We start from the raw sequence: 21,619 nt of genomic DNA on the forward strand, positions 1-21,619 counted from the left end.
AGAAGATTATAATATTAACAAAAACATCTAGCAATTAATTTATTCCAAAAATAATCATTTACGACAATAAAATATCACTTTTGAGTGTTTATAATTATTAATTCAAACATCAAAAGTGATTTTATATTTTATAATAGATTTTAATTTAGATATTATTACAATCTTTAAGTATCTCTTTTACTCAGACTGAATTATTATAAGTTATATAAGATTTAAATCTTTTAATCTATCTATCAAGTTAATTTTATGATCCTTGGCAACTTGCCTTATTTCTAATTCAATTCCCATTGAATGAAGTCTTTTAAATGCATCAATATCTGTATTACTAACAGATATTGCACCTGTTATTTGTTTTTTACCTTCTTTATAACACATTCCACCAACATTTACTGATTTTATATCAACCCCACCTTCAATCATTCTAAGCACGTCTAAGGGATTTGTTAACAAGAATAATGTTTTGAAACTTTCAAATTTAGGGTCATTATATGCTTCAATAGCCTTATCAATACTAATAACATAAGCTTTAATTCCCTTAAGAGCTACCTGAAGCAACAATTGCTTTCTAAGATCATCTTTTGCCACCTCATCGCTGCAGGCCATGATTCTATTGCATCCGCTTTCCTTAGACCAAATCGTAGCAATTTGTCCATGTATTAACCTATCATCAATTCTTACAAAACTAATTTCCATAACTTAAAAACCCCCTTATTTATTAGTCTTACCTATGCTTAAACATGCCAAAACGCTGCTTTTTTATAGCCTTATATAAATTAAAATATAATCATGTTAAATCCTTTTCATAGTGAGTATCGACATGACATAATACAAGCAAATCTATTATTGTATATATTAAGAATACTTATAGAAACTTTCAACTTGCATTAACAGCACTTTATTTGACACCAATTGTATCACAGAATGTACTCATTTTCAATCATATTCATTCATAAAAATCCACACTTAACCTATAATAATCGTTTTCTCATTTTATCTTCTATACTTATTTTTAGTATAATATCATCACTTAGCAACAAAAAGCATATTAAAACTTTATGTTTTAATATGCTTAAAATTTCGTATATTTACGTTATATTGTTAAATACCTATACAATAACAGTAATTCAATTATAATTTATTCTTATAGCGTAACCCCTTGCTTAAGAATAGATATTTCTTTAAACTTATTTATTTCATTGTTTACTAATTTTCCACTTGAAACTTCTATTATATATTTCAATAATTTTTCAGTTGTTTCTTCTAAATTTTTATCTTCAACTAAACATCCTGCATTAAAATCCATCCAATGAGGTTTCAAGTTATAAATTGCAGTGTTTGTTGATATCTTAATAGTTGGAACAAATGTTCCAAATGGTGTTCCTCTTCCTGTTGTAAATAAAACTATATGACAACCTGCTGCTGCAAGTGCTGATGCTGCAACTAAGTCATTTCCTGGTCCACTTAATAGATTTAATCCATTGACTTTCAATGTTTCCCCGTATTTTAGAACATCTACAACTGTTGCATTACCTGATTTTTGTGTACATCCTAAAGATTTATCTTCAAGAGTTGTGATTCCACCTGCTTTATTTCCTGGCGATGGATTTTCGTATATTGGTTGATCATATGCCATGAAATATTCTTTAAAATCATTGATTAAGTGTACAGTTTTATCAAAAGTTTCTTCGTCTTTAGCTCTATTCATTAGTATTGTCTCTGCTCCAAACATTTCTGGAACTTCAGTAAGAATAGTAGTACCACCTTGAGCTATTAATAAATCAGAAAAACTACCTACTAAAGGATTTGCTGTTATTCCTGATAGTCCATCTGAGCCTCCACACTTCAATCCTACCTTTAATTTAGATAATGGAATGGATTCTCTCTTATCGTTCTTCATGTTTTCATAAAGTTCTTTTAATATTTCAACTCCTATTTCCATTTCATTTGAAACTTCTTGTGTAACTAAGAACTTAATTCTTTTTTCATCAAAATCTCCTAATGATTTTTTGAAATCTTCCATTGTATTATTTTCACAGCCAAGTCCAAGCACTAACACACCGCCAGCATTTGGATGTTTCACTAAATTTCCAAGCATTGTTCTTGTATTAACATGATCATCTCCTAGCTGAGAGCAACCATAATTATGCTTAAATACTTCGAGACCATCTAACCCCACTGGTTGAACTTCTTCTCTAAACTTTTCAATTATTCTTTCTCCAATACCATTTACACAACCTACTGTTGGTACTATCCAAAGTTCATTTCTAATTCCTACATTTCCATTTTCTCTTTTATATCCTTCAAAATTAATATTTCTGTTATCTAATGAACTTTGTATTAATTCCTGATTGAAAGTATATTCCATTATCCCATTTAAATTAGTTTTTATATTATGTGTATGTACCCAATCTCCAATTTCAATATTTTTTGTCGCATGTCCTATTGGATACCCATACTTAATTACATTTTCTTCTTCTTTAATATTTCCAATTGCTATCTTATGACCTCTCTTTATGTCCTCTTTTACTTCTATTTTATTATCTTCTACTTCAATAATCTCATTTTTTAGAATATCTCTAAGTGCTACAACAACATTATCTTTTTCATTTATTTTAATAATTTCTTTCATTAATTCTTTACCTACTTCCATTAAATTTTTATTTTGAATCTAACAGTTATTAGTTATTTATAAGTGGTTTTAGTATTATATATTAAAACCACTTATAAATTTTATATAGATTTAATTATAGGGCTTTACTTATAACCTTTATAGAACTTCTTTGATAGCTTCTTTCATTCCTAATGTTTCAATAAGTATTAAGTATTTTGTAATTTCTTCTGTTAGGTTTGGTATTCCATTTAGGTCCATCCCCCAGTTTTTTTCATACGCTAATACCGAAGTTACTATTGTCTTTAATCCTTCATTACTTCCATCAAAATTTGACCATAATTCCTTATAAAGTTCTAGAATATCTTCATCATCAGCTAATTGAATAACTTCTTCTCCTCTTTTTCCTTTGTAGAATTCAATTAATGCTGCAAGAGAGAATACTAATTTTTTAGGAAGGACTCCTTTTCTATTTAAATATTCAGTTAAGCTTGGTAAATCTCTTGTCTTATACTTAGACATTGAGTTTAAAGCTATACTCATTAAATAGTGTTTAACATAAGGATTTTGGAATCTTTCAATTATTGCATCTGCAAATTCAACTAATTCTTCATGTGGTAAATCTAACGTTTCAACTATCTCTTCATAAATTACATCATGAACAAATTCTCCAATCACTTCATGTTCTACAGATTCTCCTACAGTTTCTAATCCGTAAAGATAAGCTACTGGAACCATTGCTGTATGAGGACCATTAAGTATTCTAACCTTTCTAGTTCTATATGGTGTCATATCATCAACAACTTTTATATTTAATCCTGCTTTTTCAATTGGCAGTTCCTCTTTTATTGATTGTGGTCCTTCGATAACCCATAGATGGAATATCTCACCAACATCAACAAGATCATCATCATATCCAAGTTCTAATCTAACTTCATCAATTGTATCTCTTGGATATCCTGGAACTATTCTATCAACTAGACTACAACAAAATGTATTTCCATTATGTAACCAGTCTATAAAAGGTTGTCCAAGATTCCAAATCTCAGCATACTTCAATATTATTTCTTTAAGTTTTTCACCATTTCTATCTATAAGTTCACAAGGTATTATTATAAAACCTTTACTATTATCTCCATTAAATATTCTAAATCTTTCATATAAGAAAGCAGTCAGTTTACCCGGAAAACTTTTTTGACAGCCTTCATTCAATTTATCATTCTCATCAAAAGCAATTCCAGCTTCAGTTGTATTAGATACGATGAATCTTAACTCTGGATTCTCAGCGACCTTTAAATATTCATCATAATTCTTATATGGATTGATACCTCTGCTGATACTATTTATAATTTTGTGTGTTTTTATCGCTTTTACATTCTGAACACCTTGAAGATATAGTGTAAATAGACAATCCTGCTCATTTAATTTATGAACTAACCCGCCTTCTTGTGGTTGAATAACTACAACACTACCATTGAAGTTTGCTTCTTCATTCATTTTATCAATTTGCCAATCAACAAAAGCTCTTAGAAAATTCCCTTCACCAAATTGTAAAACTCTCTCTGGGTATGTTTTAAATTCTTTGTACAATTCTTTACTTAATTTCATTAATTATTCCTCCTAAGTAGTGCAATACTTTTTTTAACATACTAATTCAATACACAATTCACAATGCAAAGCCTCTCAAAATGTTATACTGTACATTGTCAATTATTCATTGATATATTCTTGTCCAATATTTTTGAGGGTAAGTAAAAGCCTATTTCCAAAGTTATTTTAAAGTTTATTTTTAGAGATAGAATACACTTAAAATTTCATTATTTAAAATAGCCTTCTTACTTACCCACATTGATTAATATATTATCTTTCAATTCCTTGCTTTTTACCTATAAATTCCATAAGTTGATCAAAATAAGGATACCCCTCCATATCACCTTGAACTAATGTAGCCATAGCTCCAACCCCATTAGCATATTGTCCTATTTCGTTTAATGGTAATTTTTCTAGATATCCGGCTAAGAACCCAGCTGCAAAACCATCGCCTGCTCCAGCTGTATCTTGAATTAAATCAGAAACATTATAACCGTGAACCTTTACTCCTTCTTTTCTATCTTTTATGTAACATCCTTCTGCCCCTAATTTTATTGCAACAATTTTCGCTTCCTTACTTAAGAAATAATCTGCAACTTCATCTTTATCTGTTAATCCTAAAAGAATTTCGGCTTCATCTAATCCCGGCATAACTATATCAGCTCTACACGCTATATCTACTAATACCTTCGTTGCTTCCTCAACTGGCCATAGTTTTAACCTTATATTTGGATCAAAAGATACTAATATGTTATTTTCTTTTGCTATCTCTATTGCTCTGTATACAGTTTTTCTGCAGCTTTCTGATAAAGCTGGAGTTATTCCTGTTAAATGAAGAATTTTGGTTTGCTTTATGTATCCTTCATCCAAGTCTTCTGGTGATAGGCTACTTGCCGCTGAATCTTTTCTATAATAATAAACATTTGGATTACTTCTTTGATAACGTTCTTTAAAAAGAATACCTGTATTTCTATTTTTATCTACTACTACTCTTGACGTATCTACTCCTTCAGCTTTAATTGCATTAATTACAAATCTTCCAAACTCATCATCAGATACTTTTGAAAACCAACCTACACTATGATTTAATTTTGCAATAGCAGTAGCAACATTTGATTCTGCTCCACCAAGTGATTTAGTAAAAGTATGAACATGTCTTATTGGTCCATTGTTATTAGGGCTAAATACAACCATTGACTCTCCAAAAGTTAAAACATCCATATTACCTATTCTCCTCCGCTTTTCTATGAGCATAAACAAATTCTTTAGCTATTTTTTCGACTAAATCATAATCGCCAGTTTTAGCACCTTTAGTTAAATCTCCACCAGTTCCAACAGCAACAGCTTCCTTAACACTCCTTGATACTTCTTCACATCTCATTTTTATACCTCGATTACTTTTATATAATATATATATGAAATTATTATTTTCTAGTTTAATTATGCTCTTTATTAATAATTAAATGCACAGTTCTCAAAAGGTTAACTTAAAATATTTTTAATAAATTATAGTATGAAAATTATGTGTTTGAAGAAATTCTCCATTATGGTTAAGTATATGTTTGGTCGTTTTTTATTGAGAACTGTGCTATATATAAAATAAGTTATTAACTTATTTACATATCAAAATATTGTTTTCTTATCAAACTTTTAAACCTTTTATTAAATTTTTATGGTGTATATATCTTTGTATAAATTCAAATTAATTAGCCTGTTTATTAATTGTTAACGTGAACAATTTGCAACAGAACGCATTAACTGGTTAAGTTTATTATAATACTATTTTAAAAATCATGCAACACTTTTTTGTGAACGTTAACAACTTTTTTTCTTAACTTATTTAATGTTATAAGTTAAGCACCACGGATTCTAAATGGATCCATGATGCTTAACATTTTTATATTCATTTAGGTAGATGACTTAAGTATCAACTAGTGAATAATATATTTAATATTATTCTAATATACCATTTTCCCATCTTCCTTCTTGTAAATCTTGTGCCACTTTTCTATATTTATCATCTGGTAAGTTGTGTAATACACCTACTACAATAGCAGCTATAGCTAGTGCAACTGCTGGATATAATGTCATTGCACCTTTGATTCCTAGTAGAGTTTCTGCACTTTGTTGTGCATTTGCAACATATCCAGTCATACCTAATACCGCTGCACTTACAAGAGCAGCCATAGATTGTGCGATTTTTCTTGAGAAGTTAAAAGCCGCATAAGTTACGCCTTCTTTTCTTATTCCTGTATGCCAGTGACCATAGTCAATCGCATCTGTTACGAATGCCCAAGTAACTCCGTTTGGAATAGCTAGAGCTACATATCCAACAGTAACAAGAACTGTGAAAGTTGTAGGATTTGTTGGTATGATAAAGTTTAATCCATTAGCTATAATTCCGATTATTAATCCTGTAATTGCAGTTTTCTTTTTACCAAATTTCTTTACTAAGAATGGAATAGCGAATATACCAATTACAGAACATCCGATCATTATACCATTAACTTTTGGTTGAAGTTTAATATCTCCTAAATTATATTGACAGAAGAATATCATCATTTGGTTATTAGTATTCATAGCTGATATTGTAAATAATTGCATAAGAATTAAGCATAATAGCGGTCTATTTGTAAATACAACTTTGAAATAATCTTTAGCACTAGCTTTTTCTGATTTACCTTCTCTGTTAACAACTACGTGCTCTTTACAATTAACAAAACAAATATAGAATGAAATAACTCCTATAACAGCCATAACTGCTGCTGCAACTGGATAACCAACTTTTTTATCACTAAACATCATTAAAATAGGTACAAAAGCTACACCTGTTATTAATTGTGCTCCTAATGAACCCGCTTGTCTAAATGTAGCCAATTGACTTCTGTCTTCTACATCTCTTGTCATAACAGATGCCATTGATCCATAAGGAACATTAGTAAATGAATACACAAGTCCCCAAGCCATGTAAGTTGCATAACCATATATTATCCTAGTTGAAAGTGATACATCCGGCATTGTAAATGTGATAACTGTAAGTATTGCGAGAATTATACTTGAAATCATCATTACTGGTCTAAACTTACCTTGTTTACCTGCTTTTCTACGATCTATTGTTGATCCTGCTAATGGATCCATAAATGCATCAAATATCTTCGTAAATGCGAATATACCTCCAACTGCTCCTGCACTCATTCCACATGTATCAATAAAGAATTTTGTAAGATATGATTGACCTAAGTCAAACATAAAACCATTCCCAAAATCTCCAAAACCGTAAGAAATTTTTTCTTTTAAACTTAATTTAACGTTTCCATCTTTAGTAGAATTAGTTGATGCGTTGTTTTTAACAGAATTTTGCATTCCTTTTCCTCCGTATCTTTAATTTTATTTCTTATAAATAAATTGCAAATTTTATAGATTACTATTAATTTTCTCTATTAGATTTAGGTATTCTTCATCACTTAAGTATACTTTTTGTGGATTCATCTCAAAAGTTTTCCCCCAAGTTGTACCACCTTCATATTTAGGGACTATATGAAGATGAAGATGTTTCATTGTGTCAGCAAATGCTCCATAATTTACTTTATCAGGATTAAAGGCTTTATGAATAGCCTTCGCTACTTTACGAGCATCATTTATGAACGCTGCTGCTTCTTCTTCAGTTAAATCTGAAATCTCACTTTTGTGTTCCTTATAAACCACATTACATCTTCCGCTGTAAGTTTGTTCTTTAAATAAGTATACTGTTGATACATCTAAATCACAAATCTTAATCATTAAAGAATCTAAATCTTGATTCTTTGAGCAATAAAAACAGTTTGCATCAAAACTCATGTTTTTTCCTCCTTATTAATTATTTATATTTATTTATCATACAATTAAGCAATGCTTAATTGTATAATAATAAATTTCATTATAGAACTTCTTTAACAGCTTCTTTCATACCTACTTTTTCAATTATTTCTAAGTATCTTGAAACTTCATCAGTTAAGTTAGGGATATCATTTAAATCGCTTCCCCAATTCTTTTCATATGCAAGAACAGAAGTCACAATTTTATTTAAACCTTCTTTTGTTCCATCATAATTTGACCATAATCCCTTGAATAATTCTAAAATATCTTCATCATCAGCTAATTGAATATCTTCTTTTCCTCTTTTTCCTTTATAGAATTCAATTAATGCGGCAAGCGAGAACACCAATTTTTTAGGCAGTACACCTTTTCTTTTTAAATATTCAGTTAAACTTGGTAAATCTCTTGTTTTATATTTTGACATTGAATTTAATGATATACTCATTAAAAAGTGTTTTACATAAGGATTTTGGAATCTCTCAATGATTGCATCTGCAAATTCTACTAATTCTTCATGTGGTAAATCTAATGTTTCTATTATTTCATCATATATAACATCATGCACATACTTTCCTATTACTTCATGATCCACAGATTCTCCTACAGTTTCTAATCCATAAAGATAAGCTACTGGAACCATTGCTGTATGAGGTCCATTTAAAATTCTAACTTTTCTTGTTCTATATGGTGTCATATCATCTACAACTTTAATATTTAATCCTGCTTCTTCTATTGGTAATTCATTTTTTATAGATTGCGGACCTTCAATTACCCATAGATGGAACATTTCTCCTACGTCTACAAGATTATCATCATATCCAAGTTCTTCTCTAACTTCATCTATTGAATCTCTTGGATATCCTGGGACTATTCTATCAACTAAGCTACAGCAAAAAGTATTAGCATTATCTATCCAATCCGCAAATGCTTGTCCTAAATTCCATTTTTCTGCATACTTTAATATTATTTCTCTTAGTTTTTCACCATTTCTATCAATTAATTCGCATGGAATTATTATAAACCCTTTACTATTATCTCCTTTAAAGAAGTTAAATCTATGATATAAAAGTGCAGTTAATTTTCCTGGATAACTTTTTTGACATCCTCCGTCTAATGTATCGTTTTCATCAAATGCAATACCTGCTTCTGTTGTATTAGATACTATAAATCTTAATTCTGGATTTTCTGCAACTTGTAAATATTCATTATAATCTCTATAAGGGTTAATTCCTCTGCTTATGCTGTTAATTACTTTATGAGTCTTTGACGCTTGGCCATTTTGAATACCTTGTAAATATAGAGTGTATAAGCAATCTTGATCATTAAGCATATCTATAAGACCATTTTCTAACGGTTGTACGACTACAATACTTCCATTAAAACCTGCTTCATCATTCATTTTATCTATTTGCCAGTCAACAAATGCTCTTAAGAAGTTACCTTCTCCAAATTGCAACACTTTTTCTGGGTATGTTTTAAATTCTTTATATAATTCCTTATTTAATTTCACAGTGATTCCTCCCTAGCTTATGATTTGTTTTATCTTTGCGTATGAAAATAAGTTATTCACCTATTTTCATACATATAAAATTACATATTGAAATATTTATCTGCGTTATTATAACTAATATCAGCTACAATTTGTCCTAAATGTTCGATGTCATTAGGTAATTCACCATTTTCTACCCATTCACCAATTACATTGCAAAGGATTCTTCTAAAATATTCATGTCTTGTGTACGATAAGAAGCTTCTAGAATCTGTTAACATTCCAACAAATGTACTTAACATTCCTAAGTTAGCTAGAGTTCTAATTTGATCTTGCATACCAATCTTATGATCATTAAACCACCATGCTGATCCAAATTGGATTTTACCTTTTATTCCATCGCCTTGGAAACATCCAAGTAATGTTCCTATTGTAGAATTATCATTTGGATTTAAACTATATATAATGGTCTTAGGTAAAGCTTTTTCACTATTTAATGCATCTAATAATCTTGATAGCGGAATTGCAACTTCTGTATCATTCAGCGAGTCAAATCCTGTATCAGGGCCTAATTTTTCGAACATCACTTTGTTATTATCTCTAACACAATTCATGTGAAATTGCATTACCCATCCTAAATCATGATATAATTTTCCAAAGAACTTTAATATATATACTCTTAATTTATTTTCATCTTCAAAAGATACTTGTCCATCTTTAAGTACATTAGCAAAAATTTCTCTAACTTCTTCTAATGACGAATTTCCTACTGGAACAAAATCTAATGCATTATCTGATACTCTGCATCCAACTTCATGGAAATATTCTACTCTCTTTTTTAACGCTTCTAAATATTCATCAAAGTTTGAAATTTTAGAACCAACTACTTCTTCTAGCTTGTTAAACCAATCTTTAAATGTATCTTTATTAACTCCTAGAGCTTTATCAGGTCTAAAAGCTGGTAATACTTTTACATCAAAACTTTTATCTTCTTTAATTGCTAAATGATATTCTAATGAATCTATTGGATCATCAGTTGTGCATATTGCTTTTACATTTGATTTTTTAATAAGATTTCTTACCGTAAAGTCATCGCTGCTTAACATCTTATTAACTTTTTCCCAAATAGCTGGAGCACTTTTTTCATTTAAAACTTCATCTACACCAAAGAATCTTTTAAGCTCTAAGTGCGTCCAATGATAAAGTGGATTTCCTATTGCAAATGATATAGTCTTTGCCCAAGCTAAGAACTTTTCATAATCACTTCCATCTCCTGTGATATATTTTTCATCTATGCCAAAAGTTCTCATTTGTCTCCATTTATAATGATCACCATAAAGCCATACTTGAGTTATGTTCTCAAACTTCTTATCATCTAATATTTCCTTCGGATTAATGTGACAGTGATAATCAATAATTGGCATTTTCGCTGAATAATCATGATATAGTTTTTCTGCTGTTTCATTACTTAAAATAAAATTTTCATCCATAAACTTTTTCATATCAAATCCTCTTTCCTTCTTGTTCACGTTAACAAAAACATCAGCCAAACTCTGTTAACGTGAACAATTTAATAGTATCTACTCGATGTCTTTATTATAATATCATATTATAAATAATGCAATACTTTTTTGTTAACGTTAACAAGTTTTTTTTAAATAATTAGCGATATTTTACCACTAATTATTTATTTATCAAAGTTTTTTCACAGATTTTCTTACAACAAGTTTTGATTGTATATATAACTTTTCTTTGCTAACTTCTTTATTTTTTATAATATTTAACAGATTTATTCCTCCATATTGACTCATAGTTAAAGAATCTTTTTTTACGCTAGTTAATGGCGGAGTTACATAATTACAAAAATTACTATCATCAAATCCTATAATTGAAACATCATCAGGCACTCTTAATCCTTCTTCAGCGATAGCCTTCATAGCACCGACCCCTATATCATCATTAGAACAAAATACAGCTGTTGGTCTATCTTCTAATCCTAATAGCTTTTTCATATTCTCATATCCGCTTTGTAAGTTATATCTACCACTTATAATATAATCTTCATTAATAGGAATATTATTCTCTTCTAATGCTTTTATATATCCTTTTTTTCTATAAAAACTTGATTCGAATTCCTTGTTTCCTTCTAGTAATGCTATTTTTCTATGGTTATTTTCAATAAAATATGTAACCGCATCATAAGCACCCTTAGTATCATCAGACATTATGTTTACTAATCCTTCATTGTCTATGTATCTATTAATTACAACAGTTGGGATATTCTTTTCAAGAATAGTATGTATAAATTTATCATCATTTTTGCTTTGACTTACCACAATTATTCCATCAAAATTTTTATTATCTATAGGATGAGAATATTCACAATCGTCAATTCCTCTAATAACTAAGTTATACTCTTTATCAATAACCTTGTTTATTCCTTTAACAATCTCATGGAAAAATGTATCTGAAGTCCCTTCACTAATTGATGAAAAGAATACACCTATTACATATGATTTTAATAATACTAGACTTTTCGCACTATAATTTGGTACATAATTTAATTCTTTTGCTAATGCTTTTATTTTAATTTTAGTCTCTTCATTAATATATGGACTATTATTAAGAGCCCTCGACACCGTTGTATGTGAAACATTGGCAATCTTTGCGATATCTTTTATAGTAACACTCATTTTTTCTTTACACTCCTTATTTATGTAAATCTCTATCAATATATATTTATACTGTGTAAAAAATTACTTTCTTTATTCTATATAATATTTTAATAATTTATATCCATTTTTGCAATAATGTACATTTAAAACACCTTTTAACTTATCTATTTATAATTATATTTATTTATATATTTCAATTTATCTCATAATTGAATAATTTATTATTTTGTTCACAATAGTTATACTAACTTAAATTATGTATTATTTCAATAATTTATAGCAAAATATGCTACCTTTTTATTTAAAAAAGGTAGCATATTTCAATAATTTTCATATAAATTATATATTTTTTCATAATATGCTATATCTTTTAATTGATTTTATTATACATATATAATAACCCATTTTTAGGACTATAAATTAACTTGCCAACAAATTTTCTTTTTCTAAGTTCTTTTTGAAGACTATACATAAAGAAACCATGTGTAACTATAAGAATATTATTGTTCCCTTCTTTTATTGCTTCATCTAACAACATGTCAACAAATTGTCTGGCCTTTTCAATTGTTATTTTTTTATTTTCCTCTTGTGATTTATGGTTAAAATACCAAGCAAGTCTTCCGCTAACTGCCCAAAACCAATAAGGAAGTTTTATATCACTGTGAAATATAGGGTCTATTATAGTCTCTCTAATAAGATCATTATGTACAATATTTTCCTTATAAACATGCTGTGCTGTTATCATTGCTCTTATTAACGTGCTAGAATAACATTTATCCCACATTACCCCCATAAGTTCCACATCTTTTATAATAACATCACTATTATTATAATTTTCTTCCCATTCTTTAAACTCTTTCGATGTCATAAATAATTTCTTTTGATAATTAACTTTAAAATGCCTTATAAGACCTATTATCATAAAAATCCCCCCGGTCTCTAATTGTAAAATTTAACCATCACAAAACGTTTTTAGCCTTTAATCTGCTTAATTATCTCAACAAGCATATTGACCCTATTAAATGGAGTTATAAAATATAATCCGTCACAGAAGTCTTTTAGCTTTTTCCCAATTTCAACTGTTATTTTCACTCCTACTTCCTGTGCTTCTTCTTTAGTCATGTCCTCATTAAACATCTTTATGTATTTATCAGGAATTGTAACACCTGGAAGTTCGTTGTTTAAAAAAACAGCATTTCTATAGCTAACTACAGGAAGAAGCCCAGCAAGAATTTTTATATCTGTTCTTTCTTTAATTTTCTTTAAAAATTCAATTGCATCATCATCATATATAGGTTGAGTTAGAAAGAATTTCGCTCCTTTTTCTATTTTCTTTAACATACGGTTATATTCCACTTCTTTATTCCGAACATTTAAATTTAAAGCTCCACCTACTAATATATTTTCTTCTTTAAAAAATTCTTCATTCATATCCTGAATTAATTCCATTAGTCTAAATGAATTCAAGTTAAATACGCTCTTTGTCTCAACTTTACTTGCGTCAGAAATAGGGTCGCCAGTAATTGCTAATACATTTCTTACATTTTCAATATGTGAAGCAATTAAGCTCGATCTTATTGCATTTGTATTCTTATCTCTACAGCAAATATGTGGCATTGCTTCAATTCCTATTTCTCTTTTAATTTTCGCAGCTATAATCGTTGAATCTGCTCTAACTTTTGACATTGGTGAGTCAGGAACTGTTACTAAATCAATATTATTTTCTTTACAAATCTTAGCTCCAACAATAAGCTTTGATATGTCTATATCTATTGGTGCAGATAACTCTATAGCAACAACAAACTCATTATTATCTAACTTATTTTTAAAAGCATTTTCAGTTTTATTTTCATATTTTTTAATCTCTTCTTCATTTTTAACAATGTTTTTAATTTTTTTTGATTTGTCATCAATTAAGGAAGCTAATTGTCTAATGTAATTTGGATTTGTTCCACAACATCCTCCAACAATAGATACTCCTAATGATTTAATTTCATTGACCTTTTTAGCAAAATATGCTGGGTTATTAGGATAAACGGTTCTTTCATGAATGATTTCAGGATATCCAGCATTAGGCAGAGCTGAAACAATATCGCTTCCTATATTTATTTTTTTTATTATTTCAGAAATATAGTTAGGTCCAGAACCACAATTAAATCCATAAGCATCTAGATACTGTATATTCTTTATTAGTTTTATTATTTTTCCTACGCTTAATCCATCTCTTGTAAATCCATCTGGTTTAACAGCAAATTGCGTTAAAATAAAGCTGCTTGAATCTTTGCTTTTAATGTATTCACTAATTTCTTTTAAATAATTACAATTACTAAAGGTTTCAAATATAAACACGTTTATTTTACTGCTCAAAAAGCAATCAACAATAAATTTATATTCATCTAAAATACTACTGTGAGATTCATCTAAATTAAGTTCCTTTATAGGCCCAATACTTGCTCCTATAAAAACATCATTCCCAATTGCTGCTTCTTTAGCTATATCTACTCCTGATTTAATTATATCCTTTAATCTTTCAAAGGATACTCCTAAATCATACGTGTTAGCAGAAAAAGTATTAGTTCTAATTAACTTAGCCCCTGCTTTAATATAATCAGTATGTATTCTTTTGATAGTATCTTTATCATTTAAATTACCAAATTCGCAATAAGATGCATCATTTCCGGTTAACTCTGAATAATACGTTCCCATTGCTCCATCTGATATCAATACATTGTTCTGTAAATATTTTTTTATCATTTTAATCTCCCCAACTTCTTTTAATAATACTTAATAGTAAGTATACTATAAAATTTTAATCTAGTCCTCAATTTTTATGTTTAAAATGTTTATTGTTAATTAACATTTTTTTATTCACCTATTTTTCTTCAAAAAAAATAGGCTTACCTTTTTTCAGATAATCCTATTTTATACAATCAAAGTTGTTTTATTATTTCACAACTTTGTCTATTACACTTTGTTGATTTTTTGATGGTTCAAGTTGTGTTGTATTAGGAGATTCATCAATCTTTCCCGAAGTTTGATTGTTTTGAATAACACCACCATTATTAGGTTCAATATTTATGACATCATCCTTTTTAGGCGGAGTAGAAGTTCCATCTTTATCAGTTTGAGCTGGTACTTCTGGATCTAATTCTAAAACATCATTGTTCTTTTCAGGTTTAGAATTTCCTTCACTTCCTTTATTTGCATCAGTATTAGTATCTTTATTATCACTTGGTGCATTAATTACTGGTTTATCTGTCGAAGGTTTTTCAGTTATCGCATCAGAACTTGGCTTTGTAACTGGAGTTAATTTAACATCCTTCTCATCTTTTGCATCCCACTGAGTAACATTATCCTTATCTTTTATACTTGCAGTTATCTCTTTTACTGGTGCTACATCTATCTTTTTCTTAGTTTCATCATCAACTTTTAATGATGCTTCATATCTTCCTAAGCTTATTCCTTTTGTCTTCGCCTCATCAACTGCTTCCTTATCACCCTTAACATATGTTAAGGTAACATCTTCTGTACTAAAAGTCGATTGAATAGCAACCTTTAAGTTCTCTTCATAATTACTATTGTCTCCATTTTGTACAAATGCAATGCCAACTAATACATCCTTATTCGTTTCCAAATATTTTTTTTCAATAAGCTTTTCTTTTATTTTTTTTATTCCATCATCTAGAGTCATATCCTTCATATCAGTAAAGTCTATATTCTTACCATCTGTATTAACCCCTTCAACTTTGATAATCTTCAAATTACTATCAGCCTCTATTTGTATACTAGGATTAATATCTAAACTTACAACTGCATACGCAGTTTCAGATTTCATTGTATGAAAGAAGGTGAATACTATTAAAAATAATGCAGCAATTGATCCAATTGCTTTCATAAAACTATTATACCTGCTAATATTGCTTGTTGTTGCTTTTATAATATCATCATCAAAATAAAAAATCTTCTGTCCAACCCTCATATTCTGCTTTGATGCTATTTTATCCATTATGCCTTCATCACTTAATGCGATAGCATAATTTCTTTTAATTTCCATTATTATTCCCTTATTCATTCTTTTCACCTACTTCCTGATCCAATTCTTCAAAGCACTAAGATTTTTATCAATTATTATAACTACAGAAATTATGAATTTTTTACTTCTTTTAATTACTTTTTCAGTAACTAAAAATTTTAATACAATCCTTTTGATAGGTAATCTCTTCTTCAAATACATAAAGGATAGAAATTCCTCTTCTTTACTAATCTCTTCTGATAGCATAATTGCATTTTTTCTTGTTGCTTGTTGTTTGGGAGCTTCATTAACTAAATCTTCCAAAGTAAAACCAAATGAACTTATTTCAGATTTCAATCTATTGATCTCTTCGACCAATATACTATTATCTTCTTTTTGTTCTAAATACTCATCTTTAATTTCTAACCCCTTGTCCACTAATTCTTCAAAGGATGAATGCTGATGCTTATTTTCACCTTTTAAATAATTTTTAATTCTACTTGATATAACAAGTTTCGCAAAAGACATGAAATGACCTTTTTCATTATCATATCTTTCAATAGCTTCATGAAACCCAAGCAATCCAACGCTTAGTTCCTCATCATTTTCACATGATACATATCTACCTGTTACATCTGAAATACTTTTTATTATAAAAGGCATATGATTTTCTATAAGTTCATTAATATTTGTGTTCTTGTCAACATTTAAATCTATTAAAACACATTCGAGCATTCCATACGCTCCCTTCCCCGGTCATTATAATATACAAAAAAAACAATAAGTTTTGGTACTTTTTATTAAATAAATGAAAAACTTTTATGTTAAGTTTTATTTTAACATTTTTGACTGTTTTCCTAAATTTATAAACCACATTTTTTTCAATACTAGATTTCGGTACAAATTTATAATCACTATTCTTTATTATAGCATGTATTAAAAGTTTTTTTAATTGCATTAATTGAAAAATATTTATTATATCATGTAATTTTTCTGTTGATTTTCTAAATTTATAACTTATTAATTAATATATCTCTAAAATAATCAAATTTTAATTCACTAATCAATTAATTATAGTCAAAAAAAAGGAGCTTAGAGACCGGCGAAGGACACTCTAAGCTCCACATTAGCACTTTACGTACCAACTGCTCTTTTATAATAACATAATTATTCTTCAATATCAACATTAATAATAAATAAAAAGTTATTGCTAACACATTCCCCCATTTCCACCAGAATCATTTCCGCCACACGCATTCATATTATTACTGTTAGGTTTAACATCCTTATTCGAATATTTTTTCATGTAATCAATAACTCGTGATTGTAATTTATTCAAACTATCTAGATATTCATTATTATTGGGTTCTAATTCTACAGATTTCTTTAAATAATTTAGTCCACTATCAAACCAGCCCTTCTGCACTGATATAAATCCTTGAAGATAGTTCCATTCAGCAGAATTTGCATTATTAATTAAATTCAATTTTGCTTCAGCTTCCACAAATTTTTTATTATCGATTAGATTCCTAATTTCTTTATATAGATTTCCATTAATAATACGTTCATAGGCTGCGCTAATAACTAGTACTTTTTGTCGTGTATTTTGATCCTGATTTTGTGAGTATTCTTCAAGCATTGACTTAAATTTATTTTTAATTTCATCTTCTGAAGCAGTTTCATCAATATCTAAAACTTCATATGGATTCAATATAGTTACACCTCTTTATAATACTTTTATTCCATTATTATTTATATTTTTAAAAGTCACTAATATTCTTATATAATAACTTAAATTTAATATTTTTATATACATAATAATTAGAGGTTATTACTATATGTCTGAAAAATAGTTACAAATAATACTTTATTAATATTACTGCTCTTATACTTTCATATTTAATATACGATGGTAGTTCTTTTTTCAAAATATTTATCTTATCATACCCACGCTTTTCACATGCGCTAATAATTAATTCTTCTTCTTCTTCGTTATAAAATTCTTCTAATTTTATATCAAATATATTTTCTCCAAATTCCTTTATATATTCAGTTACATATCCTAAGATAGTTGAAACTGAAAGTTCTATCTTTTCAGAAATCTCATGAATATTAACTTTTTCTTTGAGCATATCTAAAACTATTTGATTACTGTCTCTATATTCACCATCAATTATAACTTTTTTTCTTTTCCTTTCAACCCATTCAACATTCTTATCATTCTCTAGTAAATAATCATTTACTATCTTTACTATGACTTCACCATAATCGCTTATCTTTTTAGGCCCCATCCCACTAATATCTTTTAACTTATCTAAACTATCTGGATATCTACCACTTATTTCTTTTAATGTATTCATTGTTAAAACTGCTTGAGGTAATATCCTTTCCTTCTTCGCAAAATCTTTTCTTACTTTATTTAGCTTTTCATATAGTTCTAAATCGGTAGTTACTTCCAACCTAAAGTCTTCATCGGTTCTTTCACGATTCTTAGTTTCTGATAAAGGTTCTATAATAGCTGGCACTTCAATATTATTATCTTCTACAAAAAGCTTAATTGCCTCTTCAAATGCCTTACCATATTTATTATATTTAACTTCTCCAACCCCTGAAATTCTAAGCATTGCATCTTTTGATATTGGATAATTTACTGTCATCTCTTTCAATGTAACATCACCAAAAATGATGTACGGCGGAACCCCGTTGTTTTTTGCTAATTCTTGTCTTACCCCTCTAAGAATCTCAAATAATTCATTATTTTCCTTAGCCTTCTTTTCTACCTTGAATTCTTTTAATTCAACTTTCTCTTGGGATGTCAATACCATTCTTGATTTCTCATTTAAATTCAAAACTGGGTAAGTACCTTCTAAAACATTAATATAACCATGAGAAATTAGTGTATTAATAAATGTTTTAAGTTCTTCAGCCGAATATTCCTTCATTAATCCATAAGTGGATAGTTTATCAAAATCAAATTGAATTACTTTCTTATTCTTAGATCCTCTTAGCACATCCACAAGCATTCCAATTCCAAATTTATGTTTCATTCTATATATGCATGATAAAACCTTTTGAGCTTCTATAGTTTTATCAACAAATTCACCCTCACTTAAGCAATTGCTGCAATTATCACATTGTGAATTGTATTCCTCTCCAAAATACTCAAGTATGTATTTTCTATAGCAATCATTACTATATACAAAATCCATCATTTGTTGGAGTTTTCTGTATTGATTATTTTTTCTTTCAATATCTTCTATGGAATTTTCAATTAAATACTTTTGTACCTGAACATCTTGAGGCGAAAATAATAAAACACATTCACTTTTTTCTCCGTCTCTTCCTGCTCTACCAATCTCTTGATAATAACTTTCTATATTTCTTGGCATATTATAGTGCATCACGTATCTCACATTAGGTTTGTCTATTCCCATTCCAAAAGCATTAGTTGCCACCATTATATTATCTCTATCATATATGAAACTCTCTTGATTTTCTCTTCTATTTTTCTCAGGCAGCCCAGCATGATAATACGTTACATTATGCCCCCTAGATAGCAAATCCTCATATATATTATCTACTTCTTTTCTTGTTGCACCGTATATAATACCGGAAACTTCCTTGTTATTTTCAATATAACTATGTAAGTATTCTTTTTTACTTCCACTTTTAATAACATTTATAATTAAATTTTCTCTATCAAACCCGGTAATAAACACCTTTGGGGTTCTTAGCTTAAGGAGCTTAATAATATCGTCGCGCACTTCCTCAGAGGCTGTTGCTGTGAACGCTGTTATTATAGGACGCTTTTGTAATAAACTAATAAAATGAGAAATCTTCCTATAACTACCCCTAAAATCATGTCCCCACTGTGAGATACAATGTGCTTCATCAACTGCTATTTGAGAAATATTACATTTAGAGATCATATTAATAAATTCAAAAGATTCAAGTCTTTCTGGAGCTATATAGAGAATTTTAATTTCTCCTCTCTCAAGATTATTTATTACTTCATTTTCCTGAGCCGCAGTTAAGGTACTATTAATTATTGCACCTTGAATTCCCATATCCTTTAATGTATCAACTTGATCTTTCATTAATGATATAAGTGGAGATATTACTATAGTAATTCCCTCTAACACAAGTGCTGGAATCTGATAGCAGATTGACTTTCCTCCACCAGTTGGCATTATAGCAAGTACATCTTCACCGTTTATTATTTTTACTATTATATCCTCCTGACCTTTTCTAAAAGTTTTATATCCATAATATTTTTCTAAAACATTACGAGCTAAACTAGTCATTAATTCTTACTCCTTATATCAATCAATTCTTTAACTTATTTAATCTTAATACATTATATAATAATATCATATTTAATTATTGACTTAATTCTTTATTATTTAATCATTTAAGTTTAATACTTGAAAATAAAGTAGGATTGATATTTCATTTATAATGTATCAATCCTACTTTAAATTTAATTCAACAATTCTAATAATAAAAATTTAATTATTTTACTTAGCTAAGATTTCAACTCCAGTTTCAGTAATTAATACTGTATGCTCCCATTGCGCTGACAACTTATCATCTGCTGTATAAATAGTCCATTCATTTACTTCATCCACAAAAACATCGTAAGTTCCTTCATTAACCATTGGTTCTACTGTTAGAACCATACCCGGAACCAAAAGCATTCCGGTTCCTTTTTCACCTATGTGTGGAACAAAAGGGTCTTCATGAAATTGCCTTCCGATTCCATGGCCGCCTAATGCTCTAACTATAGTATATCCATGCTTATGGGCATGTTCAGCACATGCTGCACCTATATCTCCTAAAAATCCCCATGGTTTTATGGCTTCAATGCCTTTTATCATACATTCTCTAGCCACTGTCACAAGTTTTTTCGCTTGTTCATTAACTTCACCTATCATAAACATCCTTGACGCATCCGAATAGTATCCATTTAAAATTGTTGAAACATCAACATTTACAATGTCCCCATCTTTAAGAATAATACTTTCATCTGGTATCCCATGACAAACTTCATTATTGATCGATGTACACACACTCTTTGGAAATCCTTCAAAATTTAGTGGTGCCGGAATTCCTCCCTGCTCTACAGTATAGTTATATACTAGTTTATCAATATCATCTGTACTCATACCAGCTTTGATTTTAGAAGCAACTAAATCTAACACACCATCATTAATTCTAGCGCTTTTTTTAATTCCTTCAATATCCTCTGAATTTTTGATAATATCTCTTTGTGGTACCAGATGACCTTTTCGTCTGAAACTTTCTAACTTTTCATCAAATTCCAAATGACACTTTTTATACTTTACTCCACTACCACACCAACATTTCTCATTTCTATCTAAAACCATTAT

17 protein-coding genes are annotated in these 21,619 nt (G+C 28.9%); all 17 read right to left on the reverse strand.

Features of this window, described 5'->3' with window-relative positions; genetic code table 11:
- Nucleotides 1-201: 201 nt before the first annotated feature.
- The 17 genes from D2A34_RS15325 to D2A34_RS15405 all read right to left on the reverse strand — a co-directional run bounded on the left by D2A34_RS15325 (nucleotide 202) and on the right by D2A34_RS15405 (nucleotide 21,616).
- On the reverse strand, nucleotides 202-693 hold the full coding sequence (locus D2A34_RS15325; protein WP_079441585.1) for a mannose/fructose/sorbose PTS transporter subunit IIB: 492 nt from the start codon (nucleotides 691-693) through the stop codon (nucleotides 202-204).
- A gap of 448 nt (nucleotides 694-1,141) precedes the next feature.
- Nucleotides 1,142-2,629, reverse strand: a complete 1,488-nt coding sequence (locus D2A34_RS15330) for a UxaA family hydrolase (protein WP_119367214.1) — start codon at nucleotides 2,627-2,629, stop codon at nucleotides 1,142-1,144.
- Nucleotides 2,630-2,767: 138 nt separating this feature from the next.
- Nucleotides 2,768-4,216 carry a tagaturonate reductase gene (locus D2A34_RS15335; protein WP_079441583.1) on the reverse strand — a complete coding sequence of 483 codons (1,449 nt, stop codon included), beginning with the start codon at nucleotides 4,214-4,216 and terminating at the stop codon, nucleotides 2,768-2,770.
- A 252-nt stretch (nucleotides 4,217-4,468) separates the two neighbouring features.
- On the reverse strand, nucleotides 4,469-5,419 hold the full coding sequence (locus D2A34_RS15340) for a sugar kinase (RefSeq protein ID WP_119367215.1): 951 nt from the start codon (nucleotides 5,417-5,419) through the stop codon (nucleotides 4,469-4,471).
- A 1-nt stretch (nucleotide 5,420) separates the two neighbouring features.
- Entirely contained in the window at nucleotides 5,421-5,579 is a 159-nt protein-coding gene (locus D2A34_RS15345) for a hypothetical protein (RefSeq protein ID WP_419258076.1), read from the reverse strand.
- A gap of 572 nt (nucleotides 5,580-6,151) precedes the next feature.
- Nucleotides 6,152-7,561 (reverse strand): glycoside-pentoside-hexuronide (GPH):cation symporter, encoded by a 1,410-nt coding sequence (locus D2A34_RS15350; RefSeq protein WP_079441581.1) that lies wholly within the window; start codon nucleotides 7,559-7,561, stop codon nucleotides 6,152-6,154.
- Nucleotides 7,562-7,612: 51 nt separating this feature from the next.
- On the reverse strand, nucleotides 7,613-8,035 hold the full coding sequence (locus tag D2A34_RS15355) for an HIT family protein (protein ID WP_079441580.1): 423 nt from the start codon (nucleotides 8,033-8,035) through the stop codon (nucleotides 7,613-7,615).
- Nucleotides 8,036-8,114: 79 nt separating this feature from the next.
- Nucleotides 8,115-9,563 (reverse strand): tagaturonate reductase, encoded by a 1,449-nt coding sequence (locus tag D2A34_RS15360; RefSeq protein WP_119367216.1) that lies wholly within the window; start codon nucleotides 9,561-9,563, stop codon nucleotides 8,115-8,117.
- 80 nt (nucleotides 9,564-9,643) lie between these two features.
- Nucleotides 9,644-11,044, reverse strand: coding sequence for a glucuronate isomerase (uxaC, locus tag D2A34_RS15365; protein ID WP_079441578.1), 1,401 nt, complete (start codon nucleotides 11,042-11,044; stop codon nucleotides 9,644-9,646).
- 192 nt (nucleotides 11,045-11,236) lie between these two features.
- Nucleotides 11,237-12,235 carry a LacI family DNA-binding transcriptional regulator gene (locus D2A34_RS15370; protein WP_079441577.1) on the reverse strand — a complete coding sequence of 333 codons (999 nt, stop codon included), beginning with the start codon at nucleotides 12,233-12,235 and terminating at the stop codon, nucleotides 11,237-11,239.
- A gap of 352 nt (nucleotides 12,236-12,587) precedes the next feature.
- A complete protein-coding gene (locus D2A34_RS15375; protein ID WP_079441576.1) occupies nucleotides 12,588-13,139 on the reverse strand; it encodes a phosphoglycerate mutase family protein in 552 nt (183 codons plus the stop codon).
- A 50-nt stretch (nucleotides 13,140-13,189) separates the two neighbouring features.
- The gene (locus D2A34_RS15380; RefSeq protein ID WP_119367217.1) at nucleotides 13,190-14,971 is read right to left on the reverse strand and encodes a bifunctional homocysteine S-methyltransferase/methylenetetrahydrofolate reductase; all 1,782 of its coding nucleotides are present in this window, start codon (nucleotides 14,969-14,971) and stop codon (nucleotides 13,190-13,192) included.
- A gap of 190 nt (nucleotides 14,972-15,161) precedes the next feature.
- Nucleotides 15,162-16,289 (reverse strand): anti-sigma-I factor RsgI family protein, encoded by a 1,128-nt coding sequence (locus tag D2A34_RS15385; RefSeq protein WP_119367218.1) that lies wholly within the window; start codon nucleotides 16,287-16,289, stop codon nucleotides 15,162-15,164.
- A gap of 9 nt (nucleotides 16,290-16,298) precedes the next feature.
- The gene (gene sigI, locus D2A34_RS15390; RefSeq protein WP_119367219.1) at nucleotides 16,299-16,964 is read right to left on the reverse strand and encodes an RNA polymerase sigma factor SigI; all 666 of its coding nucleotides are present in this window, start codon (nucleotides 16,962-16,964) and stop codon (nucleotides 16,299-16,301) included.
- A gap of 475 nt (nucleotides 16,965-17,439) precedes the next feature.
- A complete protein-coding gene (locus tag D2A34_RS15395; protein WP_079441572.1) occupies nucleotides 17,440-17,940 on the reverse strand; it encodes a J domain-containing protein in 501 nt (166 codons plus the stop codon).
- 142 nt (nucleotides 17,941-18,082) lie between these two features.
- Nucleotides 18,083-20,533, reverse strand: coding sequence for a DNA helicase RecQ (gene recQ / locus D2A34_RS15400; protein ID WP_119367220.1), 2,451 nt, complete (start codon nucleotides 20,531-20,533; stop codon nucleotides 18,083-18,085).
- A 213-nt stretch (nucleotides 20,534-20,746) separates the two neighbouring features.
- On the reverse strand, nucleotides 20,747-21,616 hold the full coding sequence (locus D2A34_RS15405; protein WP_119367221.1) for a methionyl aminopeptidase: 870 nt from the start codon (nucleotides 21,614-21,616) through the stop codon (nucleotides 20,747-20,749).
- Between the last annotated feature and the right edge of the window lie 3 nt (nucleotides 21,617-21,619).

It is taken from the genome of Clostridium chromiireducens (assembly GCF_003575225.1).
Classification (GTDB): domain Bacteria; phylum Bacillota; class Clostridia; order Clostridiales; family Clostridiaceae; genus Clostridium; species Clostridium chromiireducens.